Here is an 18595-nt window from a genome sequence, read left to right as displayed (position 1 = left end):
GAAGTTTTTCAGTGTTTTCAGTAGTCGATACGGGAATCGAACCCGTGTTTCATCCGTGAAAGGGATGCGTCCTAACCCCTAGACGAATCGACCATTTTTTGGTTTGGGGTACCCGTTTTCTTAACGGTGATGCAAATATAGAGGGTTAATTTTACATTGCAAAAAATGACAAAAAAATATTTGGTTTAACTTTTCAAAACCCTGAAAATTAGAGAAAAAAATATTTTTTAGCCTTTGACAAACAACTTTATTAATTTCGCAATCACATTTTGACATCAATTATAGAGATGAGAAATAAACGCGTTGCCATAAATGGATGTGGCAGGATCGGGAGGTTAACGATAAAGTTATTGATGGAAAAAGAAGGGGTTGACCTGGTAGCCGTCAATGACCTTACAGATCCTCATACCCTTGCCCATTTGCTGCAATATGATTCAGTACATGGTAAATATCCATTTCAGGTCAAGGTTGTGGATGGTGATATACTGATTAAGGATAAAAAACTTAAAATTTTTGCAGAGAAGGATCCGTCTATGATTCCTTGGAAGGATTTGGATATTGATATCGTATTAGAATCCACTGGCCGTTTTACGGAAAAATCCCAAGCTGAAGGTCACTTACTTGCAGGAGCCAAAAAAGTTATCATTACCGCACCTGCCAAAGGTGATGGAGTACCTACGATTGTATTAGGTGTCAATGACCATATCCTGACCGGTGAAGAGCAGATAGTTTCAAATGCATCATGCACAACCAATTGCCTGGCTCCCATGGTGAAGATTTTAGAAGAGAATTTTGGTATTGAAAAGGGCTTTGTTTCCACGGTGCATTCATACACCAATGATCAGAACCTGCACGATGCGCCTCATAGAGATTTGAGAAGAGCTAGGGCTGCGGCATATTCCATCATCCCTACAACCACCCACGCGGCCAAAGCTATGGAGCTAGTGCTGCCGGATCTACAGGGTAAAATTGAAGCTTCTGCCATGAGGGTTCCCGTACCTGACGGTTCTTTGACTGATTTGATAGTGGAATTAAAAAAGGAAACTACTACGGAAGAAATTAATGCGATTTTCAAAAAAAGTTCAGAAAATGAGCTTAAAGGAATATTAGAATATGTTGAGGATCCAATTGTTTCAATTGATATCATAGGCAATCCTCACTCCTGCATATTTGATTCAGGACTTACTTCAGCTAAAGGAAATCTCGTGAAAATTGTAGGCTGGTATGATAATGAAGCCGGTTATTCCAACCGGTTGGTAGATTTGGTGGATAGACTCTAAGCTAAAGTCTATTCACCGTTTTCTATTTTTTTAACGTGAGGAATTAAATAATCGATTGTTTTGTCCACAGCATCCAAAAATTTTTCCAAATGCTCCAAAAATGCCGGGCCAAAGCCTTGGGTTTCGATGATATCTTTTCCTTCTGTTACAAGGTCATTGAGTAAATGAATTTCAAACAATGCCAAAGAAGGTTTAACCTTATGTCTTATTTCCTGAATGATTTCTTCATCCTGCAGTTCAGCGCCTTCCAGGTACTTTTCTTTTAACTCCAATAAAGAATTATAGATAGCCATTACCAGTTCTGCCCTGAAGTCGGCATCACCATCTATCATTTCCTCTATGCGCTCAAAGCTAACGGGTGGATTATTTTGCATGCTCAAAATCAGTGTTTTGCATTTTTGCCAGCAAGGTAACCTGTACTCCAGGCTGCCTGAAAATTAAAACCTCCAGTGATACCATCAATATCCAAGACCTCACCGGCAAAGAACAAACCATTTATTAATTTGCTTTCCATTGTTTCTGGGTTGACCTCTTCCAATTTTACCCCACCTGCAGTCACAAATTCCTCCTTAAAAGTGGTTTTTCCTTCAATGGTGACAATATAGCAAAAAAGATTCTGAACTAGTTTATGGAATTGTTTTTTTGCGATATTTTGCCAGATACTGTCGGGAAAAATTTCCGATTTTTCAGTCAAATGTAACCATAGTCTTTGTGGTAATCCAAATAATGGATTGCCTGCTATTTTTTTCTTAGGATGCTGGTTTTTAAAGTTTTGCAAATTTGAAATTAGACTTTCTTCCGTCCACTCATGATTCCAACGGATATGGGCTTTTGCTTTATAATTTTTTTCATAGAGCCATTGTGCACCAAAAGCTGAAAGCTTCAAGACTGCCGGTCCACTGATTCCCCAATGTGTGATCAACAAAGGACCTCTATAAGACATCTTAGTGCCCTCAAGTCGTACATGCGCATCAGGAACTGATATTCCCATTAATTGTCTGATAGGTTCTTGGGGCGTATTGAAAGTAAATAATGAAGGAACAGGCGGATTGATACTGTGCCCAAGTTTTTGGAGAAAGTTAAAGCCATCAACTTTGGGACTGCCTCCAGTACACACAATCAGCCTGTCAAAAACCAATGTTTTATCCTTGGATTGTATCTTAAATTGGCCTTTCTCAACATTAATCGACTCAAGACCAAAGTTGAACATGAGCTTAATCCCAAGGTGGTTTGCCTCTTTTTGCAAAGCATCAATGACACTTTGAGATTGATCACTTACCGGAAACATTCTGCCATCACTCTCAACCTTCAAAGGAACTGAACGTGATTCAAACCAATCAACTGTGTTCTTGACGGAGAAATGTTGGAATACTTTTTTAAGGAATTTTTCTCCCCTAGGGTAATTTTTAACCAGTTTGGAAACCTCAAATGCTGCATGGGTAACATTGCATCTTCCTCCCCCAGATATTTTTACTTTGGATAAGGATTTTGAAGTCTTTTCCAAAATTGTAACCTCTGTATCAGGACCAGCAGCGTGGATAGCTGCAAAATACCCTGATGCACCTGCCCCTACTATCCCGATTTTTAATTTAGTCACCTCTCCTATCTTTTCTTTCCTGATAATGACCCCATAATTCCTCTAGCCAATTCCCTAAATATCGTCCTTCCAATTTGTCTGACCATGGTATTTTTGGACAAATCCTCGATCATCGAAGTTTCTTTTGGAGGCCTACCAGGACTTCTTCTTTGCGCAGTGGTACTTTCAGCTGCTTGCTCTGCGGCCATTTGTTCAGCTCTTGTGATCTTTTCATCCAAGATTTCAAAGGCACTTTTACGGTCAATTTCTACATTATATTTTCTTACTAAACTGGATTTGTTGACCAAATCATTTATTTCTTCAGGTGCCAAAATATTCATTCGGGATTCAGGAGATCTGAGCAAGGTGTGGGCCAATGGTGTAGGGATTCCTTTTTCATTGAGTGCAGTGACAAGTGCCTCACCAATTCCCATGGAAGTCAGGATTTCATCAGTTTTATAAAAATCCGTCAAGGGGTAATTTTCAGCTGTCTTTTTAATGGCTGTTCTATCCTTGGCTGTAAAAGCCCTCAAGGAATGCTGTATTTTTAAACCCAATTGACCCAAAACCTTTTCCGGTACATCTGTAGGTGTCTGCGTACAGAAATAAACCCCAACCCCTTTTGATCTGATCAATTTTACGATAGCTTCAATTTTGTCGATCAGGTCCTTTGATGCATTTGAAAACACCAAATGTGCTTCATCAATAAAAAGACATAGTTTCGGTTTGCCGGTATCCCCTTCTTCAGGAAAAGTCTCATAAATCTCAGAAAGCAAAGAAAGCATGAAGGTAGAGAATAACTTTGGCCTGTTTTGAATATCGGTCAAACGTATAATCGAAATAACTCCCTTACCATTTTCAGTCTGTACAAAGTCATTTACATCAAAGGACAATTCTCCAAAAAAGTTCTCTGCTCCTTGCTGCTCTAGTTCTATGATTTTTCGCATGATGGTATTCACCGTAGCAGGAGAAACAGCACCAAATTCCTTCATGATCTCTTGTTTACCTTCATTGATCACATATTGCAGGACTTTCTTCAAATCCTTTAAGTCCAACAAGGGCAAATGATGGGTATCACAATACCTGAAAACAAGTGCTATTACTCCCCTTTGTGTGTCATTCAGTTCTAAAATCTGTGATATCAGTACCGGTCCAAACTCAGAAACAGTGGCTTTGAGCTTTACTCCTTTTTCGTTGGATATGGACATCAGCTCAACAGGAAATTTTGTCGGTTCATAATCTATTCCAATCAGACCGATTCTTTTCTCAATGATTGGGTTCATCTGACCTGCCTGGGCAAGGCCAGAAAGGTCTCCCTTAAGGTCCATCATCACAGATGGGATACCGTGGTGTGAAAGTTGCTCTGCCAAAACCTGTAGGGTAATCGTCTTACCTGTACCGGTAGCGCCGGCAATCATTCCGTGCCTATTGAGAGTTTTGAGTGGTATTTTGATCTGGGCTTGCGGAATAGGCTCATGGTCAACGATTCCCGTACCTAATATGATTGAGTCGCCTTTGAAAGTATATCCTTTCTCTAAATGCGCTTTGAATTCATCTGTTTTGGACATGGTAAAAATGATTTTATTTTATGCTTTACAAAATAAGAAAACATTTATGTGTATCCACAATTTTCCGCTTATCTTCAAAAATTAAAATCACTACATGCATGAAAAAATTCTTATTTCTTGTTTTTGTTCCTTTGATAATAGCAGGATGTACTAGTCATGGTAAAGAAGATGTCATCAACTCCTCCCCTGTCCGCTTGACTCTGGAAGAAGCTAATCGATTAGCAGCCCTACCGCTACATTGTATGCAAGTAGAATATCCCAATAAACTCAACCAAACACTTGATAGTGAGGAATATTTGAAAGGTCCAAAGGCACTTCATCCCGCCTTTTACGGTTGTTTTGACTGGCATTCAAGTGTACATGGACACTGGATGTTGGTCAGTTTATTGAGGCAATTTCCTGATCTTGAAAACCAGGAGGAAATTAAGATGAAGCTTTTGGAAAACATAAGTGCTGAAAATATTGCAGCCGAGGTAGAATATTTCACTTTTCCTCAGAACAGTAGCTTTGAAAGGACTTACGGATGGGCTTGGGTGCTGAAATTGGCTGAAGAGTTACATGTATGGGATGACCCTTTGGCAAGGACTCTTGAGACCAATCTTCAGCCGCTTACTGACTTAATGGTGGAGAAGTACCTGGAATTTTTACCCAAATTGATTTATCCTATTAGAGTTGGAGAGCATTCAAATATTGCTTTTGGGCTCACTTTTGCCTACGATTATGCCAAAACATTGAACAATCAGGCTTTGGAAGAAATGATCCGAACCCGTTCAATGGATTGGTTCCTAAAAGATGCCAATTGCCCTTTGACTTGGGAACCTAGCGGTTTTGATTTTTTATCCCCTTGTTTTCAAGAATTGGATATCATGAGAAAAATATTGCCTAAAGAAGAATTTAAAAGTTGGTTAGTACAGTTTATGCCAGAGCTTTCAAAGAAGCAATTTTCTTTGGAACCTGGGAAAGTGAGTGACAGGACAGATGGTAAGCTTGTCCATTTGGATGGCTTGAATTTTAGCAGGGCTTGGGTTTTGTATGGATTGATAAAAGACTTTCCCAATGAATATGGGCACTTGATGCCCATGGCCAATGAGCACATTGAATACTCCCTTCCTTCAATCGTTGATGATAACTATGAAGGCACTCATTGGCTTGGTTCTTTTGCTGTATATGCCTTGCAACAGGCTCCATGAAAAGAGAGTGGTCAAAATATTTTGGTCCAGGCCCATTGATTGCTGCGGCCTTTATTGGTCCTGGGACTGTTACAGTTTGTACACTTGCTGGAGTTAATTTTGGTTATGACCTGCTTTGGGCATTGGGATTATCCATCATCACTACCATAATCCTTCAGGAGTCAGCTGCACGAATTGGTTTGGTCACTCAGTTGGGACTTATACCCAATATTCACAGAACCATTCAGAAAGCAGGACTGAGGTATTTTTCAATTTTTTTGGTTTTGATGGCCATTGTATTGGGAAATGCAGCTTATGAGGCCGGAAATATCAGTGGCGGGTCCTTGGGTGCAGAACTGTTTTTTGACTTAGGTTCAATCCGTTTCCTCCAGCTTGAAATTAACCTGATGAATTTAAGTATTGGTATCATTGCGCTATTTCTGCTTTACAGTGGGAGTTATAAACTGATTACCCGTGCTTTAACGTTTTTGGTTATTCTCATGAGCATGGCATTTCTACTGAGTGCAATGATGGTCAGACCTTCAGTTCTTGATTTGATAAAAGGAATGGTACCTACAATCAAAACGGACAACATCCTTACTATTGTGGCTTTGATCGGTACAACGGTGGTTCCTTATAACCTGTTTCTTCATTCAAGTTTGGTGATTGAAAAATGGAAAAGCATTAAGGATCTTAAATTTGTGAGGTTTGATACTTTTCTATCAGTAGTGCTTGGAGGTGTAGTTTCTATGGCAATTGTCATCGCAGGGGCAGCTGGTTCCGCCTTGGAGGTCAGCAGTGCTTCGGATCTGGCAAAAGGTCTAGAACCCTTAATGGGTTCAATGGCTAAATATTTTATTGGTTTTGGGCTATTTGCTGCTGGCATAACTTCAGCAGTAACAGCACCTTTAGCAGGCTCATTGGTGATCACCGGCTGTTTTGGATGGACTTCCAATATTAGCGGAAAGCCTATGAGATGGAGTATAGGGCTTATTTTGGGTCTTGGATTGATATTTGCATCTCTTGGAATTCGCCCTGTCCAACTCATTACGATTGCTCAATTGGCCAATGGCATTCTTCTCCCCTTACTTTCCGGCTATGTAATTTGGCTGGTCAATAAGAAATCTATTATGGGAGAATTTAAAAACACCATATTTATGAATGTACTCAGTTTAATGGTATGGCTCATCACCTTATTATTGGGCGTATTGAGTGTTATGAAAGTTTTAGGTTTACTTTGAATCACTGTTTATTTTAATTACCTTTTTATTCTTAGTTAACATTAAAATTTGAAATCATGAAAAACCTGCTATTTCTTGCTGTATTTGTCTTTGGAACTTTTGTGTCTCATCAGGTTGAAGCCCAGATACCAAGTCTTCCTAAAATTGATTTACCTACACAGGTACTTGGTGCCCTTAATACTTTTGATGGTCTTGGACTTTCATCTGATCAGGAAAGCAAGTTGAAAATCAATAATCAAAGCTTTACCAATGACATGTTTAAAATATTGGATAGTAATGCCACTGATGCCATCAAAAAAAATCAGTTTCTAGATTTAAAAAAGACCCGTCAGAATATTTTACTTGGTTTGCTGGGGCAACAGATTTTGGGTAAATACAACAACAGTGTCACCAATTTGATCAAGCCTTTCAAAAAACAATTAGGACTTGCTGCGCTTGCCTTTTAGAAAAGTTTCAAGAGATATTTTCGATAATTATATTTAAGCCATGGGAATTTTATTTAATTTTCATGGCTTAAATATGTTTGACATGCTCATGAAAAGACTTCTCCTTCCATTATTTATTTTTTTACTCGGTGCCTGTTCACAGGATAATTTTGACGCAAATATTTGGTTGACTGATCCATCTTCAGATATTTTATTTCAAGAACAGAATAAAATAACCTTTTCAAGAAGTAATTTCTCAGTCCCTGTCATTGAAATTAATCCAGAAGTGAGTTATCAGGAAATGGATGGATTTGGATTTACCCTAACCCAAGGAAGTGCTAAACACTTATTGGGTATGACTGAAGAGGCAAGGGCTGCATTATTACAGGAATTATTTGGTGATGGCGCAAATGACATCAGGATTAACTATTTAAGATTGACTATTGCAGCTTCCGATCTGAATGAAACCGTTTTTTCCTATCATGACTTGGAAGAAGGTGAAGAAGATCCATTATTGGAAAAATTCGATCTTGGACCTGACAGACAGGATGTGATCCCTGTTTTGAAAGAAATTATTGCCATCAACCCAGATATCAAGTTAATGGGCTCTCCTTGGTCTCCCCCAGCTTGGATGAAAGACAATAAGGATACGAGAGGAGGAAGTTTATTGCCTGAATATTATGAAGCCTATGCGTTGTATTTTGTGAAATATATCCAACAAATGGCTGAAGAAGGTATCATCATTGACGCTATCACTGTTCAAAATGAACCCTTACACCCAGGAAATAATCCAAGCTTATTGATGCTGCCGGAGCAACAGGCCGAATTCATCAAAAATCACTTGGGTCCGATGTTTGAAAAGAATGGTATTCAGACTAAAATCATCATTTATGACCATAATGCGGACCGCCCTGATTATCCTATCAGTATTTTGGATGATCCAGAAGCCAAAAAATATATTGATGGATCGGCCTTTCACCTTTATGGAGGAAAGATAGAAGCACTTTCTGAAGTCCATTTGGCACATCCTGATAAGAACCTTTATTTTACTGAGCAATGGATTGGTGCCCCAGGAAACTTGCCAGGTGACCTAGCGTGGCATGTCAAGAACCTGATTATCGGAGCAAGTAGAAACTGGGCAAAAACTGTTCTAGAGTGGAATTTAAGCTCTGCACCTGATCTTCGTCCTTTCACAGATAGAGGTGGATGCAGCTTATGCTTGGGCGCAGTGACGATCAAAATCAATCAGGTGTACAGAAATCCTGCTTATTACATTATCGCCCATGCTTCAAAATTTGTAGATGCTGGTTCTCTTAGAATAGACAGCAATGAACCGGAAGGTTTGGCCAATATCGCATTTCAAAGACCTGATGGTAAAATTGTCCTGATCGTGCTGAATGAAAGTAAAGCTGCCCAATCATTTGGGATTAGACTTAATGATCAAATAGCTTTGTATGAACTGAATCAAGGTGCTGTGGCTTCTTTTGTCCTGGATAATTGATCATACAATCATAATGTTTCGATGGTGAATCTTGCCTACAAAAGATCTAAGAATATACTTGGTCTCAGGTAAAGGTTTCACCATGGTTATCATATTGATGATATCCGTATTCTCTTGAAAGAAATCATCATGGTCAAAAAAGCCATACCCCCGAAAGACACCATTTTCAAAATACAATGCGCAGCTTTCACCTGTATTCTTGCCTTTCTCTTTGATAATGATGGAGCCATGCTGACCTCCTAAGGAGTTCAGCAGTTTTTGTGCTTTCAGGTTATAACCTTCAACAGTCTCTTTGTTACAACAAGCTCCCGAACACTTTTCAATTTGGTGATCATAACAAGCCCCGGTAGTTTTTTGAATACCGGTCAATTTCGGGCAGAGGTTAAACTCTTCTGTTTTATCCAGGATGAATTTCCATCCTTCCGAATGGCTGTCGAATTCATAGATACTTTTTAGATTGCCGGTATTTTTTCCAACTTGAAAACGGATAAAACCATTGCTGTCCTCGTATTGAAACAGGCCCCAACTACTGCTCTTGAATTTCAACGCTTTGTTGTATTTCGGCCAAAACTTTTTAATTTCTGAAACTTCAAGTAGGTAGGCTAAAAATTCAGATCCGGTTAATTCCCAGCTGACATCATATATTTCGGATTTCAGTTGTAGTTTTTCTTTTGAATTGCCTGAAAAATGGCTCTTGAACCTCGCTTTGATGTTGTTTGCCTTACCCACATAGATGACTTGACCTTTATCATTGTGGAAGTAATATATTCCAGTCTCTTCAGGGAGTTGTGCATATGTTTCTTTGCTAATATTGGGAGGCAGAAAAGCTTCTCCGTTATTCTTTTTGAGGTTTTGAAAAATCAAATCAGGAGATTGATTATAAATTTTTTCAAACAATATAGCTGTGGCCTGTGCATCGCCAAATGCCCTGTGCCTATTTTCAATGGAAATGGATAACTGCTCACAAAGTCTACCTAACCCATAGGACCCAAAACCAGGGAATGCTTTCCGGCTCAATCTTACAGTACAAAGTTTCGGCGGGTTGAAATCTATGCCATGTGCTTTAAATGCTTCTTTGATAAAGGAATAATCAAAATTGACATTGTGGGCAACAAACACCCGGTTTTTTAAAAAATCATACAGTTCTTCAGCTATTTCAATGAAAGTGGGGGCATCTTGTACCATGTTTTGATTGATGCCGGTCAATCCTATGATAAAGTCAGGAATATGCCTTTCCGGGTTAATCAATGTTTGGAACCTGTCAAGAATGCTATTGCCATCAGTGACAATCACAGCAATTTCAGTAATTCCACCCATATTGGGATTACCTCCTGTTGTTTCAATATCGACAATAGCAAACTCCATTTTGATTAATTTTCTTCAATTTTAGTGAACTTCTAGATCAAAACAGATTTTAAAGGTTTTTTGTGTCAAGGATTGTCAACTTTTGTGATTTTTCTTTTATAATTCTCAGCCTCCATTGGTAATTTTCTTGAAGTGATTTTTTAAAAAGTTTTTTATATTCAAACATCAACCTTAAAACCCACCTATTTTGAACAGAAGAGAATTTGTGAAATTAGGCGCTTTGCTTTCTGCTGGTTCTGCACTTCCTATTTCATTTTCATCAGCATACAAAGCAGATAAAGCATATACTGTTGGCATCATTGGTTATGGTGACAGGGGATCTGGTTTGCATCATGTGCTCAATACCATGCCGGATAAATTCAAAGTTGTCAGTATTTGTGACAATCTTGAGTTTAGGCTAACTCAAGCCAAAAAAAACTACTCAGCTGGCGTTTCATTTTTTGATGATTATAGGAAATTTCTTGAGCAGAAAGAATTGGATATCGTCATAGTATCTACTCCATTGTATCTCCATTTTGAGCATGCTTTAGCTGTTTTGGAAGCTGGTAAACATCTTTTTTTGGAAAAGACAATGGTTTTCAATGTAGATGATGCCCTCAAATTGAATGCTTTGAGTAAACAATATAAGAATCAGATTATCCAAATCGGACACCAATACCGATATTCTCCACTTTATTTCAAGGTAAAGGAAATGATCCAAAATGGATGGTTAGGCAAGGTGACCCAAATCGAGGCAAGATGGGACCGAAACCATAACTGGAGAAGGCCTGTTCCTTCACCCGAGCTGGAAAGGCAGATCAATTGGCGTATGTACAAGGCATATTCAGGAGGTCTTGTCGCAGAATTGTTGTCCCATCAAATGGATTTTATCCATTGGGCTTTTGAAACATCACCAAGCTCCATTTACGGAGTTGGTGGGATTGATTATTTCAAAGATGGAAGGGAGACTTTTGATAATGTACAAGTCTTGCTACGTTATGATAAAGAGGGTATGATTGGAAATTTTGGAGCAACATGTGGGAATCAGCAAGAAGGCTATTCTTTCAAAATAAAAGGTACTAAAGGAATGATTTCTTTATTGACCAACGAGGGTGTATTTTACCCGGAACCTGAAACTCAAGCTGCTCTTCAGCAAGTCGATGGGGTTTCCGGAGCCACTAAAATCATTTGGTCAAATGACCAAAAAGCTGTAAGAATATTGGACCAACCGACTAAGGATGGTTCTATTTATGCTTTGGAGGATTTTTATAGGTGCTTGGTCACCGGTGATCAACCCCATTCCAATGTTCAAAATGGAGGCAAGACAGCCATTGCAGTGGCTTTGGCCAATAAGTCGCTCTATAATGGTACAAAAGAGCTTTGGAAGCCAGAATATGAACTCTAAAGTTTTTTTCATGAAAAAGGGAATGGTTTTATTTAAAAAACAAAAAACCGGCAATCATTTGCCGGTTTTATGAAGTGTTTAAATTATAAGGGTAATATCGTTTAACTTTAAAGTATTCTTTCTTTAACTACAATGTAAATTTCTGAAATAATGGACTAGATTAAAATACCCCAAAAGGGGTATTTTTCACTTTTTATGATGAACTGCATTTTGTTTATTTTATGACATATTGCTCAATCAGCTTTTCTGCACATCGCTCGCCATCCATAGCTGCAGATACAATGCCCCCGGCATATCCAGCACCTTCAGCACAGGGATATAATCTTTTAATGATAGGATGTCCGAATGAATCTTTGTCTCTAGGAATCCTCACAGGAGAAGAAGTCCTGCTCTCTACACCAATGATCTGAGCTTCATTGGTTAAATATCCCTTCATTTTATTGCCAAATGCAATAAAACCTTGCCTCAATCGCTCTGCAATAAAATCTGGTAATACCTCGTACATATCAACGGACCTTAAACCGGGTTGATATGAGGTGTCCAGTAAAGATTTACTTACTTTTCTTTGTGTAAAATCCATCAATCTTTGGGCTGGAGCTGTCTGGGTCTCCCCTCCCATCTTCCAGGCTTTTTGTTCTACTTCCGATTGAAACATCATAGCGGCCAATGGGCCATATTTTTGGTATTGCGGCAGGTCTTCCAATTCGACGGCAACTACCATACCTGAGTTGGCATATTTACTGTCCCTTCTACTTGGACTCATGCCATTGACAACAATTTCGCCTGGTGAAGTTGCAGCTGGGACAATAAATCCACCAGGACACATGCAGAATGAAAAAACACCTCTTTGTTTCCCTTTGAAGAGGGTTTGATGAACCAAGGCATAAGAAGATGCCGGTAGATAAGGGCCTCTATCTATCTCACAATGGTACTGGATTCTGTCAATTAAATTTTGACTATGTTCTACCCTTACGCCTAATGCAAATGGTTTGGCTTCTATCAGAATATTTCTTTTATGGAGCAAATGGAAAATATCCCTAGCCGAGTGGCCGGTGGCCAAAATGACACCCAGACCTTTGATTTTTTCACCATCTGCAGTGATGACACCTTTCATTTCATTGTCTTCAAGAATGAAATCAACCACTTTGGTTTCAAAAAGGACTTCCCCTCCGGCCTGAATAATGCTTTCTCTTAATTCAGCTACCAGTTTGGGTAATTTATTGGTCCCGATATGGGGATGGGCATCGACCAAAATTTCTTCAGTCGCACCATGGGATACGAATATTTCCATGATTCTCCTGATGTCTCCCCTCTTTTTCGAACGGGTATAAAGCTTACCATCGGAATAGGTTCCTGCTCCTCCTTCACCAAAGCAATAGTTGGATTCAGGATTGACGATATGGTTCTTGTTGATGGCTGCGAGATCCCTTCTTCTTGCCCGTACATCTTTTCCTCTTTCGATGAGGATAGGTTTCACCCCCAGCTCAATGGCTCTCAGCGCTGCAAAAAGACCTGCAGGACCAGCTCCCACAATGATGATCGGATCTTTTCCGCTTACCTTTTGGTAAGCATGGGGAGTATTGATAAGGGGAGTCGGGGTTTCATTAACAAACACTTCAGCAGTAACATTCACTTTGACCTGCCTTCCACGGGCATCAATGGAACGCCTTACCTGCCTGGCAAAGGCTTGTTGGTTATCAGTGTTGATGCCTGCTTTTTTCAAGGCTACCTGCCTGAATAGGTTTTCATCATAAGCCTCTTCCGGGCTCAATTGTAATTGTAGTTCTTTTTTCATTTGGTAAGGTATTTATCCTTAAAATTTAGATGCGAGATGCTAGAAATTAGACACTAGACTCAAGACTTTTGATGTCGGAAGTGGGAAGGTGGATTTTGGGTTTTTTCACCATTAAGTAATTAAGAGAGTGAAGAATTTCATTTAGACCTTAATGAAAACCTTAATGCCTTAACTTCTTAATGGTTCAAACTTCCATTTCCCACTTTCGAAATCCGACTTTCATTCCTCATTTCCGAAAACCTCCTTCACCACCCAGCCTTTTCCCCATTCATCCATTTCACTCTGGCTCCAAAGTTCGGGAAAGAAAATGACTTTTTGGAAGCGTGGTGGGAGATACTTTTGCCAATTGGTACCACCTGTAGCAGCGATATCCACAGGGTCTCTCTGTAAATATTTTACCGCCGATTTGTAATGTGCCAAAGGCCAAAAGACATTAGCTTTGATATCTAGTGTCTGCATTAATTTTACCAACTCACCGTCCTTGTCGGCACATTCCTGATATTTCTTCCAGATATTTTTTGATCTATATGTTTCAATAAGCTCTTTTAGTTCTTTTCTATATTTTTTCTCAAAGGATTTTAATGTTAATGTTTTTTCACCGGTGGCCAATTCTTTAGCCCCATGTTGCCAGTATAAATGGTCAAAAATAACATCTGTATCTTTTTCATTGTGAAGCGCTTCTCTCCTATCAGTATGGATCAATTGATGGACATCTGTTGACAGGATTTCAATAACCCTATATTGGGCACTTTGAAAACCACTGGAAGGTAATAATGACATCCTAAACTTTAGAAACTGTTCCTTTTCCATACCTTTCCACATGACTTCAAAAGATGAGATTAACTGATCAAAGTACATGATTACCCTACCAAGCCTCTCTTTAAAAAATTTGCTGTCTATTGGTTGCCTTTCCGCAATCTGCTCAAGTTCCCAAATGATGAGCTTAAAATAGAGCTCTGTTATCTGATGATAGATAATGAAGATTTTTTCGTCTTTAAAGGAAGTTCTGGGCTGCTGCAGAGAAAGGAGAATATCAAGGTTGATATAATCCCAATAGGTCATATAATCTGCGTACAATAAGCCTTCCAGATAAGAAGATAAGTCCTGTCCGGATGCTTTGAATTTTTCCTGAAGTAGCTCTATCTTCTCTAAAACGTCTTTTGGGTAATTTGCTGGGTCCATATGTTAATTTTTTGAGCGATAAGGTAGTATTTTAACCTGCTTCTTATTTATTTCAGGGCAGGAAATGAGCCTTAGTGCTGTAAAATTCCATTTTAATTAGCAATAAACCAAAATACTTATGGAGCATACTTCCAACGCCCACAAATCTTTGAAAAAGGATCTTTTTGAAGGAGTGGATTTTTATCAGGTTGATGACCTGTTGACTGAGGAACACAAACTGATCAGATCTTCCATCAGAGACTTTGTCAAAAAAGAAATCAGCCCGTACATTGAAGATTGGGCACAACGCGCGCATTTTCCATATGAAATCGTCAAAAAGTTTGGTGACGTAGGTGCTTTTGGCCCGCAAATTCCAGCTGAATATGGCGGTGGTGGTATGGATTACATCGCCTATGGACTGATCATGCAGGAGATTGAAAGAGGTGATTCGGGCATGCGTTCCACCGCATCTGTTCAGGGTTCTTTGGTCATGTATCCTATCTATAAATTTGGCTCTGAGGAGCAAAAGAAGAAATACCTCCCCAAGTTGGCTTCAGGTGAAATGCTAGGTTGCTTTGGACTGACTGAACCTGACTTTGGTTCAAACCCTTCCGGCATGGTGACCAATTTCAAAGATATGGGAGACCATTATCTCTTGAACGGTGCCAAAATGTGGATTTCCAATTCTCCAAAAGCGGATATTGCCGTAGTATGGGCTAAGAATGAAGCAGGCAGGATCCATGGCCTGATCGTGGAAAGAGGTATGGAAGGCTTTTCTACCCCGGAGACTCATGGTAAATGGTCTTTGAGAGCTTCTGCTACAGGTGAACTTGTTTTTGATAATGTAAAAGTTCCAAAGGAAAATTTATTACCGGGTAAAAGCGGTTTGGGTGCACCGATGATGTGCTTGGACTCAGCCCGATATGGTATCGCCTGGGGAGCTATTGGTGCGGCCATGGATTGTTACGATTCCGCTAAAAGATATGCTCTTGAAAGGATACAGTTTGATAAGCCTATCGGTTCTTTCCAGCTGATCCAAAAGAAATTGGCCGAAATGTTGACAGAAATTACCAAAGCACAGTTGATTACCTGGAAACTTGGGGTCATGATGAATGAAGGGAAAGCCACTACTGCCCACATTTCATTGGCTAAACGCAATAATGTGGCCATGGCGTTGGAAATTGCACGAGAAGCAAGACAGATCCATGGTGGTATGGGGATTACGGGAGAGTATCCGATTATGCGCCATATGATGAACCTGGAGTCTGTAGTCACCTATGAAGGCACCCATGATATCCATTTGTTGATCTTGGGGCATGATATTACGGGAATTCCGGCGTTTAAATAGACTATTAGAGGCGAGAAGCGAGCTTGTCTACCTTTAGGTAGGATCTAGATACAAGACACAAGATACAAGACTCAAGACTCAAGAGAGAGACCGCTGGGGGATTAGAACCTCGGCGGTCTTTTTTGACTAATATTCAAATTTGAAGGGGATAAAAAATAGGATTTCAGATTTAGAGGGTTGAACTAATCAGAAGTTAAGAAATTAAGGGTTTCATTAAGTTTTATTCGAACCACAAAAGATAACAAAGGACGCAAAAGTACTTTTTGGATATTTCAGGATTTTGGAGGAACGGATTCATGGAATATTGGTAATTGATAATTTTTGAGTTTCTCCCAAAGTACCTTAATGTTTTTCTTCATTTCCTTAAATCCTAAATGGTGAAAATAAATTCCAAAATGGCTATTAACGCATTGTGCCAACGGAACAATCCATCGATGGCCAAGAGACATCTTCGCTCTCCCACCGTCTTTTAGGGACGGACCCTAATTTCAGGAAATTTTAGAATCATCGCAAACGGTCTATTCCAATCAATCAATAGGCAATCCCCAGAGGGATTGATGGGTATAAGTTCCCCCTTTTTCCTACCGATATGCAATTCCTAAAGGGATTGGTATAAAGACAACCCGGCAACTTTGACAACCTGATAACCATGACAACAAAAAAAGCTACCCCAAATTGGAGTAGCTTTTTTAACTATTTACTAATGCTTATCTATTGTTTCACCAACCTTCCTTGAATATAATGATGATTGACTTTCACCACTACATTGTAAAGGCCTTGGCTAAGCCCATCTAAGTCGATGTTTCTGACGAAGCTGTTTTTCTCAAAAGAATCTTCAGTGAAAACTAACCTTCCGGCAGCATCAAAGATTCGGATTTCCACATCAGCTTCCTCAATCAGGTTTACAAGGATATTAGTTTCCTTCAAGGCTGGATTTGGATAAATCAACATGCTGCTGGAACCTGTTTCCCTAAACAATTGGATTTCCCTACTGATAGTTTGTCCTGCACGGTCGGTACTGTGGACTCTTAAGGTTGCTGTCACAGGTGGTATACCTTCGCCCTTCCAAGTTACAGCATTACCTTCAAGACCGAAGTTGGAATCCTCGTCCATAGAATACATATGGATATCATCCAAGCTATCTACTGTGTTGAGTTTCCCTACAACAGCTCCTACCTGTAAAGTTGTGCCAACAAGGTTGTTGTCAATAAGAATATCCTCAGGCAAAGCTTTACTTAATACCATTACAGGAACAGGTATGGTCTCTTCTCTAGCAAACCATGGGTTGTTTTCAAAATATCCACTTACTTGATAGAATCCTGGCTCCAATGGGTTGTAATCTACCGGATCAAGCGAAATTTTATAATTTTCTCCATCAAACCAGTCAGTAGCCATTTTTTGCAGTTCTTTTTCAAGTTGATCAACAGGTGTGTTCCAAGGTACTTCAATCAGACTTGCCTGGATATTTTTATTTGGACCTTTACCTTTGACTTCATGAATCACGATAGATCCACCGCCTGTTCCATTGTTACCCAAAATGGTGGCATCTTCAGTATTTTCATCTGATCCCATTTGGTTGTCGTAGATGATTGTTCCTGAAGTGGTGGTTAATCTAATTCTGAAACTGTCCGGATTTTTCTGTCCGTTCCAATCTCCGTCTATGGCCACTACCATAAATCTGAATCCTGACTGACCATTGATGGTTCCTGTGCCACGATAAGTGGCTCTTCTTCCGGAAATCACCAAGGAACCGGATTCATGCAAGGTGGATTTGAAGTTCAGGTCTCCAGCATGGAACTGGAATTCGGTATTGCCATCCACTTCCTCGGTAGTCATATTGTTTTTACCTTTTTTGTACCTGGAGACAAATCCAAAGTTGGCTTTACCTACTGCCTGCGGTTTTTCCGGCATGGCACCCTCAGGTGAGTTGAACCAACCGCCACCGGTCACGAAGCTTGCAGAAGGATCAAACACGCTGACATAGGCCTCCATCACTGCATCACAAGCACTGCTTCCTGCCATGACATCCACTTTATAAACCCCGATTGTTCCAGGAGCAGTCCAATTTACGCTTGCCACTCCGGAAGCATTTGTCATTCCTGATAAGGTTACTTCTACGTCTATATTGTTTTCTTTATATATGGTAAATGTCACCGGAACATTGGCTATTGCCGGTGATATGGTAGCTGACAATTGGCCTGTATTATTGATCTGAATATTCACAAAAGTTTGCGTTGCATCTATAGATGAAATGGCATTGATGGTAAATACCCCTTCAATAACCGTCAAGTCATAATTGCTTCCCAAGGTCAGGGTGCCTTGGATGATTTTATATGTCTCGGCAGCATCACCGCTTTCTCTTTCCAAACTTCCTGAGAAGGTATCACCATTTACCAAAGCTCCACTGGTAATCTGGTAAGTTAATTCAGGTTCATCTTGACCGCAGTAGATGGATTGGTTGTCGGCGGTAATGGTGATTTCTCTTGGATTGATCAATATTTCCACCGATCCCTCATCATCGTTATAGTTGCCCGTCACATCTGTGAACTTCCAGTTTGCAGTTCCTCCCGGTACATTGGTGAAGGTTGCGCCAAGGTCAAGTCCTGTGAGGTCCTCACCCATTACGCCTTTTGCAGTACCGGAGGCACCGTGTGCTGATCCGTCATAAGTCACTGTTTTGCCCTGAACATCGATGGTGGCATTAGCCTTACCGATCTCAAAAGTCTTGCTGTCACTGCTTCCCAGGTGGTTTGCAGATTCGGCATAGGTGTAGCTTGCCGTT

General features: G+C 39.9%; 14 protein-coding genes and 1 tRNA gene. 7 read left to right on the top strand and 8 right to left on the bottom strand.

Annotation, left to right across the window (positions count from 1 at the left end):
• Nucleotides 1–21 precede the first annotated feature (21 nt).
• Nucleotides 22–93: transfer RNA gene (locus tag ACFFIP_RS07730), tRNA-Glu, on the bottom strand.
• A gap of 194 nt (nucleotides 94–287) precedes the next feature.
• On the opposite strand from ACFFIP_RS07730, the gene gap reads away from it, so the two are divergent.
• Complete coding sequence (gene gap, locus ACFFIP_RS07725) at nucleotides 288–1280, top strand: type I glyceraldehyde-3-phosphate dehydrogenase (protein WP_382387026.1); 993 nt, start codon at nucleotides 288–290, stop codon at nucleotides 1278–1280.
• Between the two features lie 8 nt (nucleotides 1281–1288).
• On the opposite strand, the gene ACFFIP_RS07720 is transcribed toward gap, so the two are convergent.
• The 3 genes from ACFFIP_RS07720 to ACFFIP_RS07710 are packed head-to-tail and all read right to left on the bottom strand — an operon-like array spanning nucleotide 1289 to nucleotide 4424.
• Complete coding sequence (locus ACFFIP_RS07720) at nucleotides 1289–1654, bottom strand: hypothetical protein (protein WP_382387025.1); 366 nt, start codon at nucleotides 1652–1654, stop codon at nucleotides 1289–1291.
• 8 nt (nucleotides 1655–1662) lie between these two features.
• Nucleotides 1663–2877, bottom strand: coding sequence for a BaiN/RdsA family NAD(P)/FAD-dependent oxidoreductase (locus ACFFIP_RS07715; protein WP_382387024.1), 1215 nt, complete (start codon nucleotides 2875–2877; stop codon nucleotides 1663–1665).
• Between the two features lie 5 nt (nucleotides 2878–2882).
• Complete coding sequence (locus ACFFIP_RS07710) at nucleotides 2883–4424, bottom strand: helicase HerA-like domain-containing protein (protein ID WP_382387023.1); 1542 nt, start codon at nucleotides 4422–4424, stop codon at nucleotides 2883–2885.
• A gap of 98 nt (nucleotides 4425–4522) precedes the next feature.
• On the opposite strand from ACFFIP_RS07710, the gene ACFFIP_RS07705 reads away from it, so the two are divergent.
• From ACFFIP_RS07705 to ACFFIP_RS07690, 4 genes are read left to right on the top strand one after another with little or no spacing between them, the layout of a single operon-like run.
• Nucleotides 4523–5614: a DUF2891 domain-containing protein gene (locus ACFFIP_RS07705; RefSeq protein WP_382387022.1), complete on the top strand. Its 1092-nt coding sequence runs from the start codon at nucleotides 4523–4525 to the stop codon at nucleotides 5612–5614.
• On the top strand, nucleotides 5611–6834 hold the full coding sequence (locus ACFFIP_RS07700) for an Nramp family divalent metal transporter (protein ID WP_382387021.1): 1224 nt from the start codon (nucleotides 5611–5613) through the stop codon (nucleotides 6832–6834). Before ACFFIP_RS07705 ends, ACFFIP_RS07700 begins: the two co-directional genes overlap by 4 nt.
• 56 nt (nucleotides 6835–6890) lie before the next feature.
• On the top strand, nucleotides 6891–7280 hold the full coding sequence (locus ACFFIP_RS07695; protein ID WP_382387020.1) for a hypothetical protein: 390 nt from the start codon (nucleotides 6891–6893) through the stop codon (nucleotides 7278–7280).
• 40 nt (nucleotides 7281–7320) lie between these two features.
• A complete protein-coding gene (locus ACFFIP_RS07690) occupies nucleotides 7321–8760 on the top strand; it encodes a glycoside hydrolase family 30 protein (RefSeq protein ID WP_382387019.1) in 1440 nt (479 codons plus the stop codon).
• Here ACFFIP_RS07690 and ACFFIP_RS07685 read toward each other — a convergent pair whose 3' ends face one another.
• A complete protein-coding gene (locus tag ACFFIP_RS07685) occupies nucleotides 8761–10125 on the bottom strand; it encodes an exonuclease domain-containing protein (protein WP_382387018.1) in 1365 nt (454 codons plus the stop codon).
• A 187-nt stretch (nucleotides 10126–10312) separates the two neighbouring features.
• Between ACFFIP_RS07685 and ACFFIP_RS07680 the strand changes: the two genes are divergently transcribed.
• Nucleotides 10313–11509 (top strand): Gfo/Idh/MocA family protein, encoded by a 1197-nt coding sequence (locus ACFFIP_RS07680; RefSeq protein ID WP_382387017.1) that lies wholly within the window; start codon nucleotides 10313–10315, stop codon nucleotides 11507–11509.
• Nucleotides 11510–11723: 214 nt separating this feature from the next.
• Here ACFFIP_RS07680 and ACFFIP_RS07675 read toward each other — a convergent pair whose 3' ends face one another.
• A complete protein-coding gene (locus ACFFIP_RS07675; RefSeq protein WP_382387016.1) occupies nucleotides 11724–13304 on the bottom strand; it encodes an NAD(P)/FAD-dependent oxidoreductase in 1581 nt (526 codons plus the stop codon).
• 219 nt (nucleotides 13305–13523) lie between these two features.
• Complete coding sequence (locus ACFFIP_RS07670) at nucleotides 13524–14486, bottom strand: tryptophan 2,3-dioxygenase family protein (RefSeq protein ID WP_382387015.1); 963 nt, start codon at nucleotides 14484–14486, stop codon at nucleotides 13524–13526.
• 118 nt (nucleotides 14487–14604) lie between these two features.
• On the opposite strand from ACFFIP_RS07670, the gene ACFFIP_RS07665 reads away from it, so the two are divergent.
• On the top strand, nucleotides 14605–15813 hold the full coding sequence (locus tag ACFFIP_RS07665) for an acyl-CoA dehydrogenase family protein (RefSeq protein ID WP_382387014.1): 1209 nt from the start codon (nucleotides 14605–14607) through the stop codon (nucleotides 15811–15813).
• A 711-nt stretch (nucleotides 15814–16524) separates the two neighbouring features.
• On the opposite strand, the gene ACFFIP_RS07660 is transcribed toward ACFFIP_RS07665, so the two are convergent.
• Nucleotides 16525–18595 (bottom strand): MBG domain-containing protein (locus ACFFIP_RS07660; protein ID WP_382387013.1); only part of this gene is annotated, 2071 nt, incomplete at its 5' end.

The sequence above is a fragment of the Fontibacter flavus genome (assembly GCF_042432905.1).
GTDB classification, from domain to species: domain Bacteria; phylum Bacteroidota; class Bacteroidia; order Cytophagales; family Cyclobacteriaceae; genus Fontibacter; species Fontibacter flavus.
The sequence above is the reverse complement of the archived record's forward strand: the minus strand, read 5'-3'. Positions and strand labels throughout refer to the sequence as shown.